The sequence below is a fragment of the Pigmentibacter sp. JX0631 genome (genome assembly GCF_029873255.1).
In the GTDB taxonomy this organism is placed as follows: domain Bacteria; phylum Bdellovibrionota_B; class Oligoflexia; order Silvanigrellales; family Silvanigrellaceae; genus Silvanigrella.
The window spans coordinates 691705-710666 of the sequence record NZ_CP123622.1; the positions used below are offsets into that span (position 1 = coordinate 691705).

Sequence of the window (18962 nt, forward strand, 5' to 3'; positions counted from 1 at the left end):
TAGGCAAAAATCTCATTCAACAATTCCTGCAAAAAAAATTAATCAATATTTTTTATAACAACTCAAATTAAATATATAATAATTTCAGTATTGAAATTGACGTTTCAGCATGATTTTATACAATTCACCAAATGCTAGATAGAGGAGACAGATGATGGTGGATCAGGTAATTGAATGCAAAGAGCGACCTTGGCAAAAAAACTATGGACCAGGAACAAATCTAGACTTAGGTCAATTTGAATTTGCAAATTTAGCCGATATGGTAACTCGCAGCTCCGCAAAATGGAAAGATAAAATTGCCTGCAGCATGGTTCTGCATAACGGAATGGAAAGTAAACTTTCATATTCTGAAATTGAATTATATTCAGATGCATTCGCTGTTTATTTGCGTGAAGAGTTAAAGCTCGCAAAGGGCGATAGAGTAGCAATTCAATTGCCCAATTGTTTGTCTTACCCAATTGCAGTATTTGGAGTTTTTAAAGCAGGATGCGTCTTAGTTAATGCGAACCCCTTATACACAGCTTATGAAATGCAGCATCAATTTAAGGATAGTGGTGCAAAAGTTTTAATTATAATTGATATGTTTGCAGATAAATTAAAAGAAGTTGTACCCAATACAAGTATTGAAAACGTGATTTTAGTAAGTGTTGTCGATTTTTTTCCTATTTTGAAAAAAACCATTGTTCATTCAGTATTAAAATTTGTAAAAAAGCAAATTCCAAAATGCGAAGTTTATGCAACAAGAATTGCATCAGCTCTCCATAAAGGAATAAAAATTCAAAAAGCAAAACAATTAAATCCACATAAATATTGGAGTAATATCACACAAGACGATTTATGCGCTTTGCAATATACAGGAGGAACGACTGGTGTTAGCAAGGGCGCAATGTTAACTCATAAAAATCTCATGGCAAATATGTATCAAATTGTTGAAATGGGGAAATCAAAAATTGAACCAGGAAATGAACATATTTTGTCGGTATTACCTTTGTATCATATCTTTGCTTTCACTGTTAATTTAATAACTTTTTATTATTGTGGTGGCGAAAGTATTTTAATTCCAAATCCAAGACCTCTAAAAAATTTAGAAAAAGCATTTTCTATGAAAAAAATCACATGGATTTCAGGTGTAAATACTTTATTTAACGGACTATTAAATGAAAAATGGTTTGCTGAAAATCCTCCGAAAGATCTAAAAGCTTCAATAGCTGGCGGTGCAGCTTTACATAAAGCTGTAGCAGAAAGATGGAATCTTGTTACCAAAACAATTGTGGTTGAAGGTTTTGGCCTTACAGAAGCTTCTCCCGTTGTTACCTTTAATCCTATAAATGGAATAATTAAAGGAGACACAGTCGGTATTCCCATGCCAAGTACAGATGTAGTATTATTAAATGATGAGGGAATTCCTGTGCAGATAGGTGATGCAGGTGAAATTGCCGTTCGAGGACCACAAGTAATGAAAGGCTACTGGCAAAGACCTGAGGAAAGTTCAAAATGTCTGAAAGGTGAATGGTTATTAACTGGCGATATTGGTGTTATGGATAATGATGGATATATTAAAATAGTTGATCGGAAAAAAGATATGATTTTAGTCAGTGGTTTCAATGTTTATCCGAATGAAGTCGAAGATTGTATCGCAAAACTAGCTGGAGTTGGTGAGGTTGCAGTTATTGGAGTTCCCAACGAGAAAACAAATGAAGCCGTTAAAGCATTTATTGTAAAAAAAGATAACTCTCTAACAAAAGAAAACGTTTTAGAACATTGTCATAAGTTCATGACGAGCTATAAAGTACCAAAACAAATAGAATTTAGAACAGAGCTACCAAAATCTCCGATAGGAAAAATTCTACGAAAAAACTTACGAGAAGAGTCTATTAAAAAAATATAAATTTGAAACTTTAGAAGCTGGTGAATAATGAGAAATTTTAAAAAATTTTTGATCCTAATTAATCTTTTGATTTTCTATAAAATTCCAGTTATAGCAGATAACAAAAATACTAATATAGCAATTCATAAAATTGTAGTATTTGGAGATAGTTTATCTGATAATGGTAACTATTTAAATGCTTCTAAAGATACTTCAAATCCAATGCCATTGAAACCATATTTTGCCGGAAGAGCAAGTAATGGCAAAATATGGTTAGAATATATAGCTCTAGAAAATAATTTTATAATGGTAAACTATGCTTATTTAGGAGCATTAACATCTGGTAAAAATCCAAAGTATCCAGAAGCAATTTCATTAATTAATCAAATCGATAAATTTGAACAAGATAATAAAAAAAGTGATTTAAATAACACTTTATTTTTTATTTGGGCTGGAGCAAATAATATTTTCAAAATGAATATCAAAGAACCTATAGATACATTTAATTCGTTGTATGGTTTAACAGAAGATATTTTAGTAAGTTTAGAAAAATTAAAAAAAATTGGCGCTAAAAACATTTTCATAGCAAATATTCCTGATTTAGGAAACATAGCATTAACCACAGAAATTGATAGTTTTAAAAAAATGAAATGGATTTTATCTAATATCAGCAGATTTGAGAACTATATGTTAATGAAAAAAGTTACTAATTTTAGCGAAGAAAATAAAGATATTAATTTAATCTACTTTGATTCTAATGAATTTTTAAATAGAGTAAGACAAAATCCAGGAAGATATTTTATAGCAAATATCAAAAATGCTTGTTACGTTGGAGTTCCCAGTAAGCCTGCTATTCCAAATGAAAGTTGCAATAATTCAAAAGAATATTTATTTTGGGATCTTGTGCATCCAACAACAAAAGTTCATTGTTTTGCAGCTATAGAAGTAGAAAAAGTATTAAAAGAAAAATATCAGCTAAATAGTAACAATAATTTAACTGATAAATTTTGTTCCGAATTAAATTAAATGAAAAAATACTGATACTTTTCTTTTAAATTAATTTATAAAACATTTTAGTGTGAGCATCTTTGCCATTGTAAAGCATAAGTTGTTTGCACACTACCATCAGCAGAATCCGTAGTTAATGTTGCATAGCCATTTGGATTATTTGGACCAACTTGCGCTATTAAAGAAGTATTGACATTCAATCCACTCAATGAACCACAAGGTGACCAAACTAAGTTATTAATTCCTAGAGTATCACTAATAGTATAATCACCAGAAGTAGGACCTCTAAAAACAGTATTTAAACGCGCTTGTTGAAGATTTCCTTGGAAATAATATAGGGCTTGTTGAGAACCATAAGATCCTGCGCTTAAATTGTAAAAACCACGATAATCCATTCTTGCTATAGAATAAGACCAACCCTGTGGAAATTGAAAATTAATTAATATCTGACAGTTTTTTCTATCCAGTGAATTTGAACCAGCAGCATTTACAACATATTTATCAAATATCATAGTAAAAGACTTCATATCAGGCGCAACAACTGCGCGCGCTGAACCCGCTGGACAACCACTGCCACCATAGGACGGGTTTGGTTGACCATTCACTACTGGTGGAATTGTAACATAAGGAGGAACATCAGCCATTGCAGAAACAGTGAAACCAAGTGCAAAAATAGAACCAAAAAGAGCACTAACTAACTTCATACAATTAACCTCCAATGCCAATCAAGGTAACTGCACCTGCAATTATTGATTAGCATGACTAAGAAAACTATAGAAAATTTAACGACAATTCTTTGAATGAAAATAATTATCAATTATTTTTTTACTTGTCCAGAAGTTTCTGCAAATTTGTATTTTATTTATTTTTTATTTATGCTAACAAAAGGAATTAATTTTTATCTATTTTTATGAAAATACTTTTTTAAAAAATAAAAATCCATTTTACTAAATCAGAAAATGGATTTTAAAAAAATTCTAAATTACTTTTTCTCAGTTACCTTTTTATAACAATCATTAAAATCTTTAATTGTCATACCACTTCCAGCAGCACAAACATAATGTTTCCATCTTTGCACAAGATCAGAATGATCTGCATTTAAGACAAAACGTTTTAAATAATGTTCATCCGCTTGATCTGTATCTTTAGACCATGCATCTAATAAAATTTCATAACCATGAGAAACATGCCCAGCACTTGGGCTAAATTCAGTAAATGGTTTTGGATTTTCTGCCCATTTTTGTTCATTGAGATCATAATAATGGACTGTTGAATTGACCAAAACATTTTCCTTATTAAGTTTAAAAACTTTAAATCCAGGATTGTTTCTTACTGCAGTTAAAGATGGAACTGATGATGAGTATAGCTTTTTTGTATCATCTAATTTTTGAAACCCATCATGATGAGTATGCCCTACTAAAATCGTAGAAATTTTTTCTGAATTGGTTTTTAGGATATTTAAATAAGAATTAGAATGTAATTCTCTCCAAAAAGGCACTGCTGAACCATCATTAGCAACTGACGAAGCATATCCATCAATTCCATTTGGAATATGAGAAATAACTAAAACTTTATTTTCTTCAGGAATACGTGATTCATCTTTATTATCACTTGTAGCTTTTTCATTACTGTCTGTTTTTTTAGGAGTATTTAGTAAATCGCTTAGCCAATTTAATTGATTTTTTGCACTAGAATCGATATCAACGCCTGCATCTGCATGAGCCTTTTTTGACAACATATTAGTATTTAATGCAACAATTGATAATTTTTTATCATTAAGATTTATAGAGTAGTAACCACCTTCAGATACAAAAGTTTTTGATTTTAATAATTGCTTTGCGTTACTTCCCCAAATAATTGACAAATCTTTATAAAAGCTTGAAGTATTTGGATTATCAAACTTGTAATTAGCACCATAGGAGTCATTATTGCCTATGACAGGAAAGGCTTCTACATCTTTAGGAAGTTTTGCATTCACAGTTAAGCTAATGTATTCAAAAGTCTTTTTAATAAAAGATTCAATTTCATTTTGTTGTGTTAATTTAGCATAATCATTTAACTTTTGGTGGAAACCATGAGTTAAGAAATCTCCTAAAATAACTACAAAATCAATATTTTCTGATTTTGCTACTGTTTCTAATTGAACAAGAAATTTTTGATATAGACTATGATTTGTATTTGTTTTTAATGAAGAAATTTTTTCAGTAGTTAAATACTTCGCAAAAATATTATCCCATTCTTCTGCTTTAGAAGAATTTAATTCTTTCATTAGAGCGTTACACTTACTATCAACAGCACTCAATTTATTTTCTGCTTTTTCAGTATCACAAAGAGAAAAAGGATTGTAATGAATATCACTTACAGCTAATATATTTTTTTCTTTTTCAGCCTGATAGTCATTTGATTTTGTTGAACAAGAAACCGCGAATAAAGAGAGCATTGCAATTAAATTAACTTTTTTCATTTACTTCACTTTTCCTAAACTATAATAAAAAATTTTGTGTTTATATTAAATAAACACAAAAATATCTATACTTAAATTTTTTAAATTTCAAGAAAGTAGAAGAAATAAATTTATAATTTTTATTTCTTTAACACAAATATATAAAAATTATAAACTTTTTAATGGTGAGAAGAGGGAGAACGATGAATATTTGGTAACTGACTTTTTACAGAATCATCTTTTGTATTTTCATCTTTGCGGGAAATTTGCTTGTCACCTAAGCGTTTTTTATTTTCAGGTCTGTTTAACAAATAATCTTTTGTATAAACCCATTTTTGTTCAGGCATGCCAGCCATAGAATATTCTGAGCCTAAACGAATAGCATCAACGGGACATGCTTCTTCACAATATCCACAAAACACACAACGCAGAATGTCAATTTCAAATCGAACTGGAAATTTTTCAATACCGCTATCTTTTGCCTGACCCGCAACAATTGTAATGCATTGCGCTGGACAATTTGTTGCACACAAAAAGCAAGCAGTACAACGCACCTCACCATTGGGGCGTTTCGTTAAAAAATGCGCTCCCTTAAAACGTTCAGAGTATTTATATTCTACTTCCGGCCATTGGACAGTAACAGACTCTTCAAGTTTTAAGAGTTGCTTTGCAAAAGTTGATATAGTCTGACCCAATCCAAGTAACGTTGTTGTTAAGTAACCATTCTTTAAACTCTTCTGTGGATCTTTAGATACATTTATATATCCCATACTCTTTTGCCTCTTATATTTTTATTGCAGAAAAAATATCTTCAATACCTAACATTGCTGGAAATACAGGTGGATTCGCCTTTAATTTTTGATTCACGCCGTTGTAATTAACAAATGTTCCATTTTTTTCAGCAAAAACTTTTGTCGGTATAACCAAGGAAAACTTTTTGGTAGCTGGATTTTTAGAAGAGCCAAAGTAAATTACATTTTGTAATTCAGTAAAACGATTCATTTCATTTGCAAATTGGGTATAAGATTTTTCAATTTCTGGACCAAAAACAAAAATAACTTCCGCATGTTGTTCTGCAAGAGGAGCGAAACTGTCTCCTAAGGATACAGCATTTATACTTTGATTTTCTAATATTTGTTTCAAACCTGCAGTATTCGGATTTTTATCACCTCGAAATAAAATTCCATCAAAATCATTTAGTTTTTCATTGGGATCTCGCCAAACGTATGTTTTAAATTGAGCACCAATAACATTTTTTAAAGTTTCAAAAATAACTTGATATTCTTCATTGGTATATTGTGGAGTTAATACTAAAGCTACTTTTTCAGACTTTCCTTTATAAGGAAGAAGTTTTTCAGTTAGTTTTTTATTAACATCAGTCCAAGCTAGCGATTTACCTCCAGCTAACGGAACAGCTAATCTTTCTTCAGCATTTAAATGATCGTACATAGTCCGACCATAATCACACATCCAATGCCCATTTACATCTTTATTTTTTCTTGGTTTTAAGCGATAATACTGCCTTTGGTTCTTGTTTTGATATAAAGTAACGTTACAGCCAGTTGAACAACCAGGGCATATTGTTTTAGTTTCACTTAAAAACCAAACACGACATTTGAAACGAAAATCTTTTGCAGTGAATGCTCCAACTGGACAAATATCAACAATATTGTAGCTATAATTGTGTTGTATTTTTCTAATAGGAAACGTTCCAATTACAGAATGATCCCCACGATTAAAAATACCTAAAGAACTTGTCTTTGTTACTTCATCTTCAAATCGAACACAACGTGAGCAAAGTATACAACGTTCAGTATCCAAGACTAGATTGTCCCCAACATCAAGAGCTTTTGGCTTCAATACCTTGTCTTCATCCATTTGTGATGTGTATTTACCAACTTTCATATAGTAGTTTTGCAATTCACATTCGCCTGCTTGATCGCAAATTGGGCAATCAAGTGGATGATTGATCAAATGAAATTCAAGCGCCCATTTATGCGCATCTTTTACATCATCACTTGTTGTTGTTACTTTCATACCTTCAGTACAAGTCGTATTACATGCAATTTGTAACTTAGGCATGCCTTCAATTTTAACCATACAAAAACGGCAAACTCCTGCCACAGAAAGACCTGGGTGCCAACAAAATCTAGGAACTTCAATTCCTAATAGTTCGGTAGCTTCAATAACCGAAGTTCCTTTTGGGACAGAAATTTCTTTGCCATCAATTGTTAACGTAACAGTTTCTGACATTATAGTTATCCTTTTAAATATGGTTCAAATTCATGTGCAAATTTTGCAATGATTGCTCTTGCAGGATCCGCAGCGGCATCTGAAAGAACGCAAATGGTTTTGCCTCGCATATTATTTGCAACAGTATTAATTCTTTGAAAGTCTGCTCTAGAAGCATTTCCTTTCAATATGTGTTTTGACATTTTATACAACCAACCAGTTCCTTCACGGCATGGAGTACATTGCCCACAAGACTCATGCGAATAGAAATCCATTAAATTTTCTAAAACATCTGGCATGCGAACATCTTCAGGAATTACAATAATCGCCCCCGAGCCTAACATTGATCCCGCAGCTGCTATGGATTCATAATCTAACGTAACAGATTCACATTCTTTGGCAGTAAGAACAGGTGCAGATGACCCTCCAGGAATCACTGCTTTCAATTTTTTACCTTGGATAAGTCCACCACAATCTTCATTTAAAAACCGCATGAGAGGGTAACCTAAAGGTATTTCATAACAACCAGGACGCGCAATTGGACCACTCACATTAAATAATTTAGTTCCTGGTGATTTTTCAGTTCCGAATTTTTTATATGCATCGGCTCCATTATTGATAATCCATGGAACTACTGCAAGAGATTCAACGTTGTTTACAACCGTAGGTTTTCCTAAATAACCTTTTACTGCCGGAAAGGGAGGTTTTAATTTAGGCTGTCCTTTTTTCCCTTCTAATGAGGAAATTAGACCAGTTTCTTCTCCACAAATATATGCACCAGCTCCGGAATAAACATCCATATGATGTGTAAATCCAGAACCCATAATATTCTCACCTAAGTAACCAGCATCATATGCTTCTCGAATGGCTTGTTCACACCATTTAATTTCATTATAAAATTCACCACGCACATAAATATAACTTTTATGTGCACCAATCGCATAAGAAGCAATAATTTTTCCTTCTACTAAGGAATGAGGTGTAACTTCTGCTATGTAGCAATCTTTATAAGTCCCAGGTTCGCCTTCATCAAAATTTGTAATTAAATATTTTTCTCCAGCACCTTTTGGAACAAAACTCCATTTTAAACCGGTTGGAAAACCTGCTCCACCACGACCTCTCAATCCAGAAGCTTTCACAGTATTAATGACATCTTCAGATGTCATCCCACCTTTTAAAACTTTTTCTAATGCTTTATAGCCGTTTGCTTTTTCTTTATACGTCTTAATGCTACGCGCGTCTGGATGACCTTCAAGTCCAAGCAATATACGATACTCATCAGGCTTCCGGCCTTGGTATTCGTTTGTAATAACTGGCATGAAACAGTCTCCTTTTATTTCTTCAAATTATTTGCACAATTGATTGCTGCTTTTGGCAATTCTTTTGCACTATATTCTTTAATTAGAGCAAGAGCTTTTTCAGGTGTTACGTTATTGTGTCGATCTTTATTTATTAAAGTTGATGGAGCGTAACCACATTGCCCTAAACATTCTACACCATGCACTTCAAAAGGAAGATCTCTTCCTTCTTTCTGCGCTTTTTCAATTTCATATTTTACTGCTTTAATGGTGTCATTTGCCCCCATCAACCAACATGAAATACTTTTACAAATTTCAAATCGATATGGTTTTGGCGGACTTTTTCGATACATTGTATAAAAAGTTAAAACTTCTCTTACATCAACAGCTGAAAGGCCAAATTGTTTTTCTAACTCATTTACATCTGCATCAGAAATCCAATCTTTTTCATCTTGGATAGCATGCAAGATAGGCAAAATGCTTGAGCGTTTAGTTTCATAACGCTTGACAAATCCCTCAATTATTTTGATCAATTCTGGAGAAAAAACTGGCATAAATTGCCCCTTATCTATCAAGTTCGCCTGCAATAATATTGATACTTCCAAGTGCTGACACTGCATCAGCTAAGAAATTTCCATGCACCATTGTTGGGAATCCACTTAAGATAGAAAAACAAGGAGCACGACATTTTACTCTATAAGGGTTTCCACTGCCGTCAGAAATCACATAAAAACCGAGCTCACCATTTGCAGCTTCGTGTCTGTGATATACCTCACCTTTTGGAGGTTGGATTCCATTTATAATTAGCATAAAATGATTCATCAATCCTTCAATGTTACCGTAAACATCTTTTTTAGAAGGTAACACAATATTTTTATTTGGAACATTTATTGGTCCATCAGGCATGTTTTTAAAGCACCAACGCAAAATTTTAATACTTTGTCGAACCTCTTCCATTCGAACAAGGTAACGATCATAGGTATCACCATTTGTTCCTACTGGTATGTCGAAATCAACTTGATCGTACATCCAATAAGGTTCTTCTTTTCTGATATCGTATTCAAAACCTGTGGCTCTTAAACAAGGTCCCGTATATCCAAACTGAACGGCAAGATCTTTTGGTAATATTCCAGATCCTTTTGTCCGTTGCACAAAAATTCTGTTATTTGTTACGAGAGATTCAACATCCATATGTTTTTTTTCAATACTGTCGACTACTCTTTCACATTCAGCTAACCAGCCTTCGGGAATATCAAATCCCATTCCGCCAATACGCATTAAAGAAACAGTTAATCTGGCTCCACATAATTTTTCAAATAATGAATAAACTAATTCACGCTCTTCAAATAAGTAGAAAAAGCCTGTGATTGCTCCTAAATCTACTAAATTTGCTCCTATACAAACATAGTGATCTATTATTCTGGATAGCTCATCAATAATCATGCGCATTACTTGTGCTCTTGGTGGTACTTTAACCCCAATTAGTTTTTCAACTGTTTCACAAAATGCACTATTATTCATTGGTGCAGAACAATAATTTAATCTATCAGTATATGGAATGACTTGATTATAATTATGAGTTTCACACATTTTTTCAAAACATCTATGCAAATAACCAATTTCCACATCCATTTCTTTTATACGTTCAGCACCGTCAATAACGGACATAAAACGTAAAGTACCATGAGTTGCAGGATGTGCTGGACCAATGTTTATCCACATAAGATCTTCATGATCATACTTTTTCATCAGACGTTCACGATCTTTGTCAAAAGTATTTTCTAATGCTTCACCACGCATGGATTGATTTTTATCAGCAGGATAGTCTTTTCTAAGAGGATGCCCTTGAAATTCATGATGCGTTAAGATGCGACGCAAGTCTGGATGACCTGCAAATTGTACTCCAAACATATCCCAAGTTTCGCGCTCTGCCCAATTAGCACTTTTCCATATATGTTGAATAGTAGAGATAGATTCTTGCTCACCAACATGACATTTTACACGCAATCGTTTTTTTTCTACAGGAGCGAGTAAATGATACACGACATCAAAACGTTTGTTACGCTGAGGCCAATCTACCGCAGTAACATCAATAAGAAATTGAAAATGATGTTTGTCTCTTAAACAAAACATAACTTCCACAATTTTTTCTTTTGGGATGATAAGCGTTTGCTCCTGAGCAAACTGCTCTCTTTCCTCAAACTGCCAAGAATCAGCAGCAACAATTTTTTTTAAATCATCAATAATAGTAGCGTAAAAAGCATCCATCTCGGATATATCCTCCCCTGGCGTGCTACATTTTCGGTGCCATAAGAATTCATAACAAAACATATGTCAACTTGCCTTCAACAAAATGTGAAAGAATCTCAAGCAACCAAAAAAGATAAAATGACAAACTCATTTTCACATTGTAAAAGTTCATTCTCTCATAATGAGAAAGAAGGCAATCTCATGACTCAATTTTTAAGCATACATCAAAAGAATCCTGATAAAAGGCAGATCAAAAAAGTGATCGAAATAATTGACGGCGGAGGGATCATCCTTTCACCGAGTGAAACAGGATTTTGTTATTTAGGAAGTGCTTCTTTAGATAGCACTCATGAAAAATTTTTAAAACTTCGCCCAGGACACCCAAAAAATAAACCATTTAGTTTACTTTGCAAAGATATTTCGCAGGTAAGCAAAGTGGCGTACCTCTCAACACAAATTTTTCGTTTAGCTTCGCGAGTATGGCCTGGCGCTTACACTCTTATTCTTCCCTGCTCAAAAAATACTCCTAAAATTGCAGCTGGTCCAAAAAGAAAAACTGTTGGAGTGCGAATATCAAATCATCCCATTATTGAAAATATAGTGAAAGAATTTGATCATCCTCTACTTGTTACAAGTGTCACTGATGAAGAGGAACTCATAGAACAAGATTATTTTAATGAGGATACCAAAGATGATTTCTGGTGGACTGACGTAAATAAAATTTGGAATCAAGCAGCAAAGAACTTAATAGATATTGCAATCGACGATGGAGAACAAATTCCAATAAAGGTATCCTCTATAATTGATTTTTCACAAGAACCGCCAGTTCTTATCCGTGACGGAGGAATTGATTTAGATTTAATTGGTATTTTTAATACAAATTAATAAATTTATTTTAAATGATTATTTTAAAAACAAAACTTTACATAAATGTTTTAATAAAGTAATATCCCGAACTAGGCTTTTATTACTAGGAGGGTAATTATGAAACTAGGTAAATTTATCTGTGGAATTCTACTTGTAGGTTTTTTAAGCACTTCATGTGCAAGGATTTTGAGACGCTCTGAACAACCTGTTGTTCAGCCGAATGAGCAAGTTTCAGAAGCAATGCCATTGCGCTAATAATTAAAATGCAAAAAAAGGGAGTGTTTCTTTACACTCTCTTTTTTAATTTATAAATATTATTTTTTCTTCCAAAGCATATAAGAAATAAGTACGAAAATAAGAACAAACAATGGTGCACAAACTTTCATAATTGGATCATGGACAAAATAATGCGAAGCTGCTGCTCCTAATAAATTAATAACAAAACCTGCATATGCCCATTCTTTTAATGTTTTAAAAAAACCAAATAATATTGCTAAACTTCCAAGTAACTTTGCTGTTCCTAAAATTTTTAATAAATAAACAGGATATCCTAAACTTCTAATGCCGTCCAAAGCTTGGGGGGAAAAAGTAAAATACATGTAAGCTGAAAAAAGCATGACAGCAACAAATGGTAAAGTTGCAACCCAGTATACTATTCTTAACGTCTTTGAATTTGCCATGTAACTTTCCTTTAATAAAAATGAAAAATTTTTACAATTAAACAACTACATGTTTTACGTGATCGCCAATTGGAGAAGCAAAAAAGTCTTCTACACAATTACCTTCAAATGCCACTAAAGAAGCTTTTTTTCCTTGCTCTAAAGTACCATATTGTTCTTCTGTTCCTGTAGCAATAGCGGCATTTATAGTAACACCTGCAAAAACTTCAGGTAAAGAAAATGCACAATGAGATAGAGCTAAGTAACAAGCAAACCATAAATTATTCATTATAGAACTTCCAGGGTTATAATCACTGGCGATCGCTACTCGTACCCCAGAAGAACGCCATTTCTTTGCATCTACATAAGGAATTCTACTAAAAAAGCTTGTACAAGGTAACGCAACAGCAACAACACCTAAACTTGCAAGCCTTCCAAGATCCGATTCTGTAGAGTATTGACAATGATCTACGGTTAACACTCGTCCTTTGATTCTTTTCTTGGAAGCTGTTTGCTCTATTCGTCTAGCTAATTCAGCTGCTAATTCTGCACCTCCGCAACGGGAAAATTCATCGGAATGGATATGCACATCTAAACCATGTTGCAATGCGGCACCCAACCAACGTTCAGCTTGTTCTTTTGAAAAATAATTTCTTTCTAGAAATATATCTGCAGCAAGCGGAAAGGCTATTCCTTTTTTGGTAGCTTCTTCACCCATTGATGCAATATTCGGTAAATCTTCAATTAATGCTTGTAAGTAATTATCGAGTCCTCGGTATTCTGGACTTGCAGCATGTGGGCCTAGATACGTAGGTGCCACTGCAGGAAGTTCATAAAAATCTTCCCCCGAATAAGAGAGATAAATTGCTTCAAGCATTTTTCTTTCTTCTTTGGGGTTTAATCCGTATCCAGTTTTTGCTTCTAAAAGCACAACACCTCTTGCTAAAGCAATTTTTGCGTTTGTTTTAAATATTTCGCTTAATTTTTCTTTTGTTACTTCTCGTGTTGCTTTCATTGTTGCTGCAATTCCGCCCCCATTTTTTGCAGCAATTTCCTCATACGTCATTCCTTGGGATTTAAGCACTGTTTCGTTAGCACGACTCCCAGCAAAAATAGGATGATTATGGCAGTCAATAAGTCCTGGCATCAAAACAAGTTCAGATGCATCTACTAAATGATAATCTTCTACATTTTTAATTTTGCTACTTTCATTTTCTCCAATAGCTTGAAAAACCCCATCATCAATAACTACATCGCAATTTCTTAAAATCTTCATATCTTTTTGTGATGAAATATTATGTTCAAGTTCTTTCCAATCTTGAAAAGTAACTACGCAAGGAGAGTTTTTAAAAATTATTTTTTTATTTTTTTTTGTGTACCAAATTTTTGCAGCCATGAATTCACCTCAGAGAAAAATGATTACGTGGATAGTAACAAGGCGTTTCACTAGTTACGTTTTTATTCATCTTTTCCTGCGCAATATTTCTCGCAACCTCATATCCGGCATCAGCGTGTCTAAATATTCCCATTGCAGGATCAAAAGTTAAAACTCTTTTCAAACGCTCATCAGCTTCTAAAGTTCCATCAGCAACAATTACCATACCTGCATGTAAGGAGTAACCCATTCCTACTCCTCCGCCATGATGGAAACTTACCCAAGTAGCTCCACTCGAGATATTTCCAAAGGCATTTAATAACGCCCAATCAGCAACAGCATCGCTTCCATCTTGCATTCCTTCTGTTTCACGATAAGGCGAAGCGACACTTCCGCAGTCAAGATGATCTCTTCCGATGACTACCGGACATTTTAGTTTTCCTGTTTTTACCATCTCATTTAAGAGTAAACCTGCTTTTAATCTATCTCCATATCCAAGCCACAAAATTCTGGCAGGCAAACCTTGAACAGATATTCTTTTTGGCGCTAAGTTTAACCATCTTTGAATATCATCATGTTGAGGAAATAAATTCATTAATGCTTTATCTGTTAATTCTAGTTCGTGAGGATCACCACTCAACAAAGCAAAACGAAAAGGTCCTTTCCCTCGACAAAATAATGGGCGAATATATTCTGGAACAAATCCCTTTATATTAAAAGCATCTTCTAATCCTACTTTTTTTGCCATTGCACGAATATTATTTCCATAATCAAAAGTTGGTATTCCTCTCTTTTTTAATTCAAGTAAATATCCCACATGTTTCTTTATTGATTGAAGCGCATTTTGTTCAACTTTTTTAGGATTTTCTTTTCTTTCAAGAAGGAGTTGTTCCAATGAATACCCTTCGGGAACATAGCCATATGTTGGATCATGAGCTGAAGTTTGATCAGTAACTAAACTCGGAGTAAAATCTTTGCGTAACATCAATTTAGGGAGAATATCTACAACATTTCCAATCAATGCTAAACTTTTTGCTATTCCTTCTTTCAATGCATTATTTAAGGAATTCATTGCTGAATCAATATCCCAATGAATTTCATCTAAGTAACGAGATTTTAGTCGCATTTCTGCTCTTTTAGGATCAACTTCAATTCCTAAAAAACATGCTCCTGTTAATACAGCGGCTAAAGGCTGTGCTCCTCCCATACCACCTAAACCACTAGAAAAAATAAATTTTCCTTTCGTTTTACCCTGATAATGCTGTTGAAATGCTTCGTAAAATGTTTCGTACGTACCTTGGACAATTCCTTGCGAACCAATATAAATCCAACTTCCAGCAGTCATTTGGCCATACATTATAAGACCTTGTTTTTCTAAAGCATCAAAATGTTCCCAATTTGCCCAATTTCCAACTAAATTGCTGTTTGCCAGAAGAACCCTTGGCGCATTTGCCCACGTCTTTATTCTTGCAACTACAGCTCCGCTCTGGATAAGTAATGTTTCATCATTTTCTAGTTCACTTAAAGCTGTTATAATTTGGTGAAAATCTTGCATACTTCTTGCTGCTTTTCCACGACCACCATAGACAATTAATTCAGTAGGATTTTCTGCAACCTGTTGATCTAAATTATTTAACAACATTCTTAAAGGAGCTTCCTGTAACCACCCTTTTGTATTTAATTGTGTTCCTGTGGGTGCTGGCTGGCCTGGAATAAATTTTCTTGTTGCTGAAAGGTTTATATTTTGAGTAGACATAGACATCCTCGCAAAAAAGGGGAGAAAGGAAAAAAATGATTTTGACGGAATCGACTACTTCTTCAAATGTGCCTACACAATACTTCATTCCAAAGAACTTTGAAAATAACTTTGGAAAAATTTCAGCCACATTAAAAGGCTTTTTTACTGAAAATCGCTTGGCTAAAATGGAAAGAATCGTTCAAAATAGAAGCAGACAAGTGCTAACAGTATTTGAAAATACTCATCATGCTCATAATATAAGCGCTATTTTAAGAACTATTGATTCATTTGGATTCATGGATTTATTTTTCTTGTATTCGAATCATGCCATGCGCTTTAGAGCGGCAGACACTATTGATAGGGGGGCAAGTCAGTGGCTTCTCCCAAAAAGATTAGATAATATCTCTGAATGTGCTGAAATTTTAAAAAAAAGTAACTACAAAATTGCTTTGGTTTCTTTACCTGATTTTTCTCGCACCGCAGATCATTATATTAACAATATACCTTCTTTTCCTTCAAATTCCTTTCATACAACTGAATTTCAACAATTTCTTGGAGAAAACAAAATTGCTCTTATTTTTGGTAGCGAACTCCATGGAGTTTCTCCAGAATGGAAAAACTATGCTGATTGTTACGTTTCTGTGCAAATGTATGGATTTACTGAATCCTTAAATGTGTCAGTTTGTGCTGGCATAATATTACAAAATTTAAGGGAACAACTATCTAGTTTTCAAAAATCGTTTACTTTATCGAATTTTGAAAAAGAATTGATATTAGAACATTGGATCGCCAAAAATTGCCCCAACTCACTAGAATTTATTAGCACAAGACATCCTCATTTATTGCCTTGGTTTGAATTTGTACGTTCTGGCAAATTTTTTCAGCCTATCTCTAAATAAATTTTCCGCCGATAAAAGTCTATATATTAACTTTTTTGGAAGTAAGATTTATGCAACTTATCAAGCGCAAACCTCACTTGGGTTGGATAATCAATTTACTGGCTGTTTTATTAATTTGTTTTTTGTTACTAAATAGTTTATTTGGCTCAATATATGTTAATCAATTAAAGAAAAAAATTTTAGGCTTAACCGATCACTATTTTCTTGCGCAAAAAGAAATCCTAGAAACAAAAGAAACTTTAGCTAGAAGCAATACAAATATATATAAATTTATCTTGACAGATAGAGAAAAAATAAACGAAAAAGAGTTGCAACAAATTAATTCAAATTTTTTAAAAGAACTTAGAAAAGATTTTATTGCTATTGTTTCACATACAAAGGAAATAAATAAATTTAATATAGATCCATTTATGACAAATAAAGCGCAAGAACTTCTTCCAATGGTAAATAACTATACTTTAAATTTGCAAAATGAAATTGAAAACTTTCTTGCCTCAAATTCAAAAAATTATTCAGACATCCTAAAATTCATGCAAAAAGAAAATGAAAACTATAGCAAAATAGCATTCTCTTTAGAAATATTAACCAGATTAATTCAAGACAAAGCAATAAGTATTAGGATCTCAGATGATTTACTATTAGAATATCTGCCCTCAGTATTTATTATAACATTCTTTGCAGCAGCAATTCTAGGAGGTAGTTTTATTTATGTATCTAGAAGGGAAGTACGAAAGTCTATCATAGAAAATACATTACAAGTCTTAAATGAAGCATATAACTATCAACTTGATTGTATTGAAACCCTTGAAACATGCCGAGATTTATCTGGAAAAGGAATTGAAAAAATTAATGAAATTTATCAAAGTCTGCAGAATAAAAACGATCACATAGAATTAATTGAAATTATTAATAAATTTAAAGAATACGCCTCAAAGATTGAATTTGCCTTTGAAACTAGAAAAGTAATCCATGAAAAAGAAAGAAAAAAATTAGAGCTTGATATAAAAGAAACAAAAAAAACAGATAAAGAAACAGATAGTTAACAATTCTAAGGGTTTTTAAAATTCGTCAACTGCCTTAATTTGGAAAGAATTATACCGATTCCTTATTGTCTAGATTTTAGAAAGAAGGCGTAAGGGTTAAACATGGAATTAGGAAAACTTAACATCTTAATAATAGAAGATGATGAAGATATCGCTAATCGTCTCCAAAAAGAATTAGAAACATTCAATTTCACCTCAAAAATTGTAAAAAAATATAATGAAGCAAAAAGTTTGATCTTTCGCGCAGAAATTGAATTTGACATTTACCTAATTGATGTTCAATTGCCAGACGGGGATGGATTTTCATTAATTCAAGGTATAAAAAGAAAAAATGATGATGCTATAGTTATAATCATGTCTGGTTATATAAACAATAAAATTCTTGAAAAATCTCATAAATCAGAATGCTTTGAAGTTATTCAAAAGCCATTCTCAATTAAAAATGATGTTATTCCTATTATAAAGAAATGTATTAAAAATATTCGTTTAAAAAAAGAAAATTTACATTTAAATTCACAAATTTTACATACTTCTAAATTAGCTGCTTTGGGCGAACTATCTGCGACAGTTATTCATGATATTCGAGGCCCATTGACTATGATTCAACTAACGTGCGAAGACATTAAAGACGATTTAAAACATTTAGAAGTAAAAGATATTGATTGTGTTAATTCACATATTTCTCAAATTAACAAAGCATGTAGTAAAATAAATAAACTAGTAGATCATTTAAGAAATTATTCCAGAAAAGATGCTAAAGAGGAAGAGGAAGAATATAAAGATATTGAAGAAGTTATAGAAAATAGCTTATTTTTAGTAAAACAAAAAATTCGTTCTCTAGTTGTAAAAGTCGAAATAAAGATTGAAGATAAATACAGATTAGCACAGCTATTATGTTACCCAAATAAATTCGAACAGGTTCTTATGAATTTAATGAGCAATGCTTGTGATGCTATGCGCACGGTAACAAAAAAAGAATTACAAATTCGTGTCTATGTAGAGAGTCAAACGTTTAATATTAGCATTACTGATACAGGAGAAGGAATTCCTGAAGATATTATGCCAAAAATTTTTGATAGTTTCTTTACTACCAAACCCAAGGGAGAAGGAACAGGCTTAGGCCTTAGCATTGTAAAAAACATTGTCAAAGAGCATGCTGGTGATCTATTGTTAGCTTCGGTTGTTGGAGAAGGTACCACTTTTACTATAAAGCTTCCTATTTCAAGAATTAAAATAAAACCAAACAGTGGAGATGAAACTCCTTCTCCACGCGCCGCATAGAA

At 32.8% G+C, this 18962-nt stretch carries 17 protein-coding genes; 7 read left to right on the forward strand and 10 right to left on the reverse strand.

The features are described 5' to 3' along the window. Nucleotides 1-151 precede the first annotated feature (151 nt). Together QEJ31_RS02905 and QEJ31_RS02910 are read left to right on the forward strand one after the other, a co-directional pair. On the forward strand, nt 152-1888 hold the full coding sequence (locus QEJ31_RS02905) for an AMP-binding protein (RefSeq protein ID WP_280592294.1): 1737 nt from the start codon (nt 152-154) through the stop codon (nt 1886-1888). A gap of 27 nt (nt 1889-1915) precedes the next feature. Then, nucleotides 1916-2893 (forward strand): SGNH/GDSL hydrolase family protein, encoded by a 978-nt coding sequence (locus QEJ31_RS02910; RefSeq protein WP_280592295.1) that lies wholly within the window; start codon nt 1916-1918, stop codon nt 2891-2893. Nucleotides 2894-2940: 47 nt separating this feature from the next. On the opposite strand, the gene QEJ31_RS02915 is transcribed toward QEJ31_RS02910, so the two are convergent. The 7 genes from QEJ31_RS02915 to nuoD all read right to left on the reverse strand — a co-directional run bounded on the left by QEJ31_RS02915 (nt 2941) and on the right by nuoD (nt 11116). Beyond that, nucleotides 2941-3579 carry a DUF4360 domain-containing protein gene (locus tag QEJ31_RS02915; RefSeq protein ID WP_280592296.1) on the reverse strand — a complete coding sequence of 213 codons (639 nt, stop codon included), beginning with the start codon at nt 3577-3579 and terminating at the stop codon, nt 2941-2943. Nucleotides 3580-3857: 278 nt separating this feature from the next. Beyond that, on the reverse strand, nt 3858-5339 hold the full coding sequence (locus QEJ31_RS02920; RefSeq protein WP_280592297.1) for a metallophosphoesterase: 1482 nt from the start codon (nt 5337-5339) through the stop codon (nt 3858-3860). Between the two features lie 158 nt (nt 5340-5497). Continuing rightward, a complete protein-coding gene (locus tag QEJ31_RS02925; RefSeq protein WP_280592298.1) occupies nt 5498-6088 on the reverse strand; it encodes an NADH-quinone oxidoreductase subunit I in 591 nt (196 codons plus the stop codon). Nucleotides 6089-6101: 13 nt separating this feature from the next. Next, nucleotides 6102-7571: a 2Fe-2S iron-sulfur cluster-binding protein gene (locus QEJ31_RS02930; protein WP_280592299.1), complete on the reverse strand. Its 1470-nt coding sequence runs from the start codon at nt 7569-7571 to the stop codon at nt 6102-6104. A gap of 5 nt (nt 7572-7576) precedes the next feature. Next, a complete protein-coding gene (nuoF, locus tag QEJ31_RS02935; protein ID WP_280592300.1) occupies nt 7577-8869 on the reverse strand; it encodes an NADH-quinone oxidoreductase subunit NuoF in 1293 nt (430 codons plus the stop codon). A 14-nt stretch (nt 8870-8883) separates the two neighbouring features. Then, complete coding sequence (locus QEJ31_RS02940; protein ID WP_280592301.1) at nt 8884-9402, reverse strand: NAD(P)H-dependent oxidoreductase subunit E; 519 nt, start codon at nt 9400-9402, stop codon at nt 8884-8886. Nucleotides 9403-9412: 10 nt separating this feature from the next. Then, a complete protein-coding gene (gene nuoD / locus QEJ31_RS02945; RefSeq protein WP_280592302.1) occupies nt 9413-11116 on the reverse strand; it encodes an NADH dehydrogenase (quinone) subunit D in 1704 nt (567 codons plus the stop codon). A gap of 183 nt (nt 11117-11299) precedes the next feature. On the opposite strand from nuoD, the gene QEJ31_RS02950 reads away from it, so the two are divergent. Together QEJ31_RS02950 and QEJ31_RS02955 are read left to right on the forward strand one after the other, a co-directional pair. Then, entirely contained in the window at nt 11300-11983 is a 684-nt protein-coding gene (locus QEJ31_RS02950) for an L-threonylcarbamoyladenylate synthase (RefSeq protein WP_280592303.1), read from the forward strand. A gap of 99 nt (nt 11984-12082) precedes the next feature. Then, the gene (locus QEJ31_RS02955) at nt 12083-12220 is read left to right on the forward strand and encodes a hypothetical protein (RefSeq protein WP_280592304.1); all 138 of its coding nucleotides are present in this window, start codon (nt 12083-12085) and stop codon (nt 12218-12220) included. Between the two features lie 59 nt (nt 12221-12279). Here QEJ31_RS02955 and QEJ31_RS02960 read toward each other — a convergent pair whose 3' ends face one another. The 3 genes from QEJ31_RS02960 to hutU are packed head-to-tail and all read right to left on the reverse strand — an operon-like array spanning nt 12280 to nt 15755. After that, entirely contained in the window at nt 12280-12645 is a 366-nt protein-coding gene (locus QEJ31_RS02960) for a DoxX family protein (protein ID WP_280592305.1), read from the reverse strand. Nucleotides 12646-12682: 37 nt separating this feature from the next. Then, entirely contained in the window at nt 12683-14020 is a 1338-nt protein-coding gene (locus tag QEJ31_RS02965; RefSeq protein WP_280592306.1) for an amidohydrolase family protein, read from the reverse strand. 4 nt (nt 14021-14024) lie between these two features. After that, a complete protein-coding gene (gene hutU / locus QEJ31_RS02970; RefSeq protein WP_280592307.1) occupies nt 14025-15755 on the reverse strand; it encodes a urocanate hydratase in 1731 nt (576 codons plus the stop codon). Nucleotides 15756-15790: 35 nt separating this feature from the next. Here hutU and QEJ31_RS02975 point away from each other — a divergent pair, with 35 nt between their 5' ends. The 3 genes from QEJ31_RS02975 to QEJ31_RS02985 all read left to right on the forward strand — a co-directional run bounded on the left by QEJ31_RS02975 (nt 15791) and on the right by QEJ31_RS02985 (nt 18960). Further along, entirely contained in the window at nt 15791-16636 is an 846-nt protein-coding gene (locus tag QEJ31_RS02975; protein WP_280592308.1) for an RNA methyltransferase, read from the forward strand. Nucleotides 16637-16686: 50 nt separating this feature from the next. Beyond that, the gene (locus QEJ31_RS02980; RefSeq protein WP_280592309.1) at nt 16687-17679 is read left to right on the forward strand and encodes a hypothetical protein; all 993 of its coding nucleotides are present in this window, start codon (nt 16687-16689) and stop codon (nt 17677-17679) included. 102 nt (nt 17680-17781) lie between these two features. Then, complete coding sequence (locus tag QEJ31_RS02985; RefSeq protein ID WP_280592310.1) at nt 17782-18960, forward strand: ATP-binding protein; 1179 nt, start codon at nt 17782-17784, stop codon at nt 18958-18960. Nucleotides 18961-18962 lie beyond the last annotated feature (2 nt).

Bases quoted from the DNA above. Each gene is read 5' to 3' on its own strand.
- QEJ31_RS02930 (WP_280592299.1), bottom strand. From the start codon at position 7,571: ATGTCAGAAACTGTTACGTTAACAATTGATGGCAAAGAAATTTCTGTC.
- QEJ31_RS02905 (WP_280592294.1), top strand. From the start codon at position 152: ATGATGGTGGATCAGGTAATTGAATGCAAAGAGCGACCTTGGCAAAAA.
- QEJ31_RS02975 (WP_280592308.1), top strand. From the start codon at position 15,791: ATGATTTTGACGGAATCGACTACTTCTTCAAATGTGCCTACACAATAC.
- QEJ31_RS02940 (WP_280592301.1), bottom strand. From the start codon at position 9,402: ATGCCAGTTTTTTCTCCAGAATTGATCAAAATAATTGAGGGATTTGTC.
- QEJ31_RS02925 (WP_280592298.1), bottom strand. From the start codon at position 6,088: ATGGGATATATAAATGTATCTAAAGATCCACAGAAGAGTTTAAAGAAT.
- nuoD (WP_280592302.1), bottom strand. From the start codon at position 11,116: ATGGATGCTTTTTACGCTACTATTATTGATGATTTAAAAAAAATTGTT.
- QEJ31_RS02985 (WP_280592310.1), top strand. From the start codon at position 17,782: ATGGAATTAGGAAAACTTAACATCTTAATAATAGAAGATGATGAAGAT.
- QEJ31_RS02915 (WP_280592296.1), bottom strand. From the start codon at position 3,579: ATGAAGTTAGTTAGTGCTCTTTTTGGTTCTATTTTTGCACTTGGTTTC.
- QEJ31_RS02920 (WP_280592297.1), bottom strand. From the start codon at position 5,339: ATGAAAAAAGTTAATTTAATTGCAATGCTCTCTTTATTCGCGGTTTCT.
- QEJ31_RS02960 (WP_280592305.1), bottom strand. From the start codon at position 12,645: ATGGCAAATTCAAAGACGTTAAGAATAGTATACTGGGTTGCAACTTTA.
- QEJ31_RS02955 (WP_280592304.1), top strand. From the start codon at position 12,083: ATGAAACTAGGTAAATTTATCTGTGGAATTCTACTTGTAGGTTTTTTA.
- QEJ31_RS02910 (WP_280592295.1), top strand. From the start codon at position 1,916: ATGAGAAATTTTAAAAAATTTTTGATCCTAATTAATCTTTTGATTTTC.
- nuoF (WP_280592300.1), bottom strand. From the start codon at position 8,869: ATGCCAGTTATTACAAACGAATACCAAGGCCGGAAGCCTGATGAGTAT.
- QEJ31_RS02980 (WP_280592309.1), top strand. From the start codon at position 16,687: ATGCAACTTATCAAGCGCAAACCTCACTTGGGTTGGATAATCAATTTA.
- QEJ31_RS02965 (WP_280592306.1), bottom strand. From the start codon at position 14,020: ATGGCTGCAAAAATTTGGTACACAAAAAAAAATAAAAAAATAATTTTT.
- QEJ31_RS02950 (WP_280592303.1), top strand. From the start codon at position 11,300: ATGACTCAATTTTTAAGCATACATCAAAAGAATCCTGATAAAAGGCAG.
- hutU (WP_280592307.1), bottom strand. From the start codon at position 15,755: ATGTCTACTCAAAATATAAACCTTTCAGCAACAAGAAAATTTATTCCA.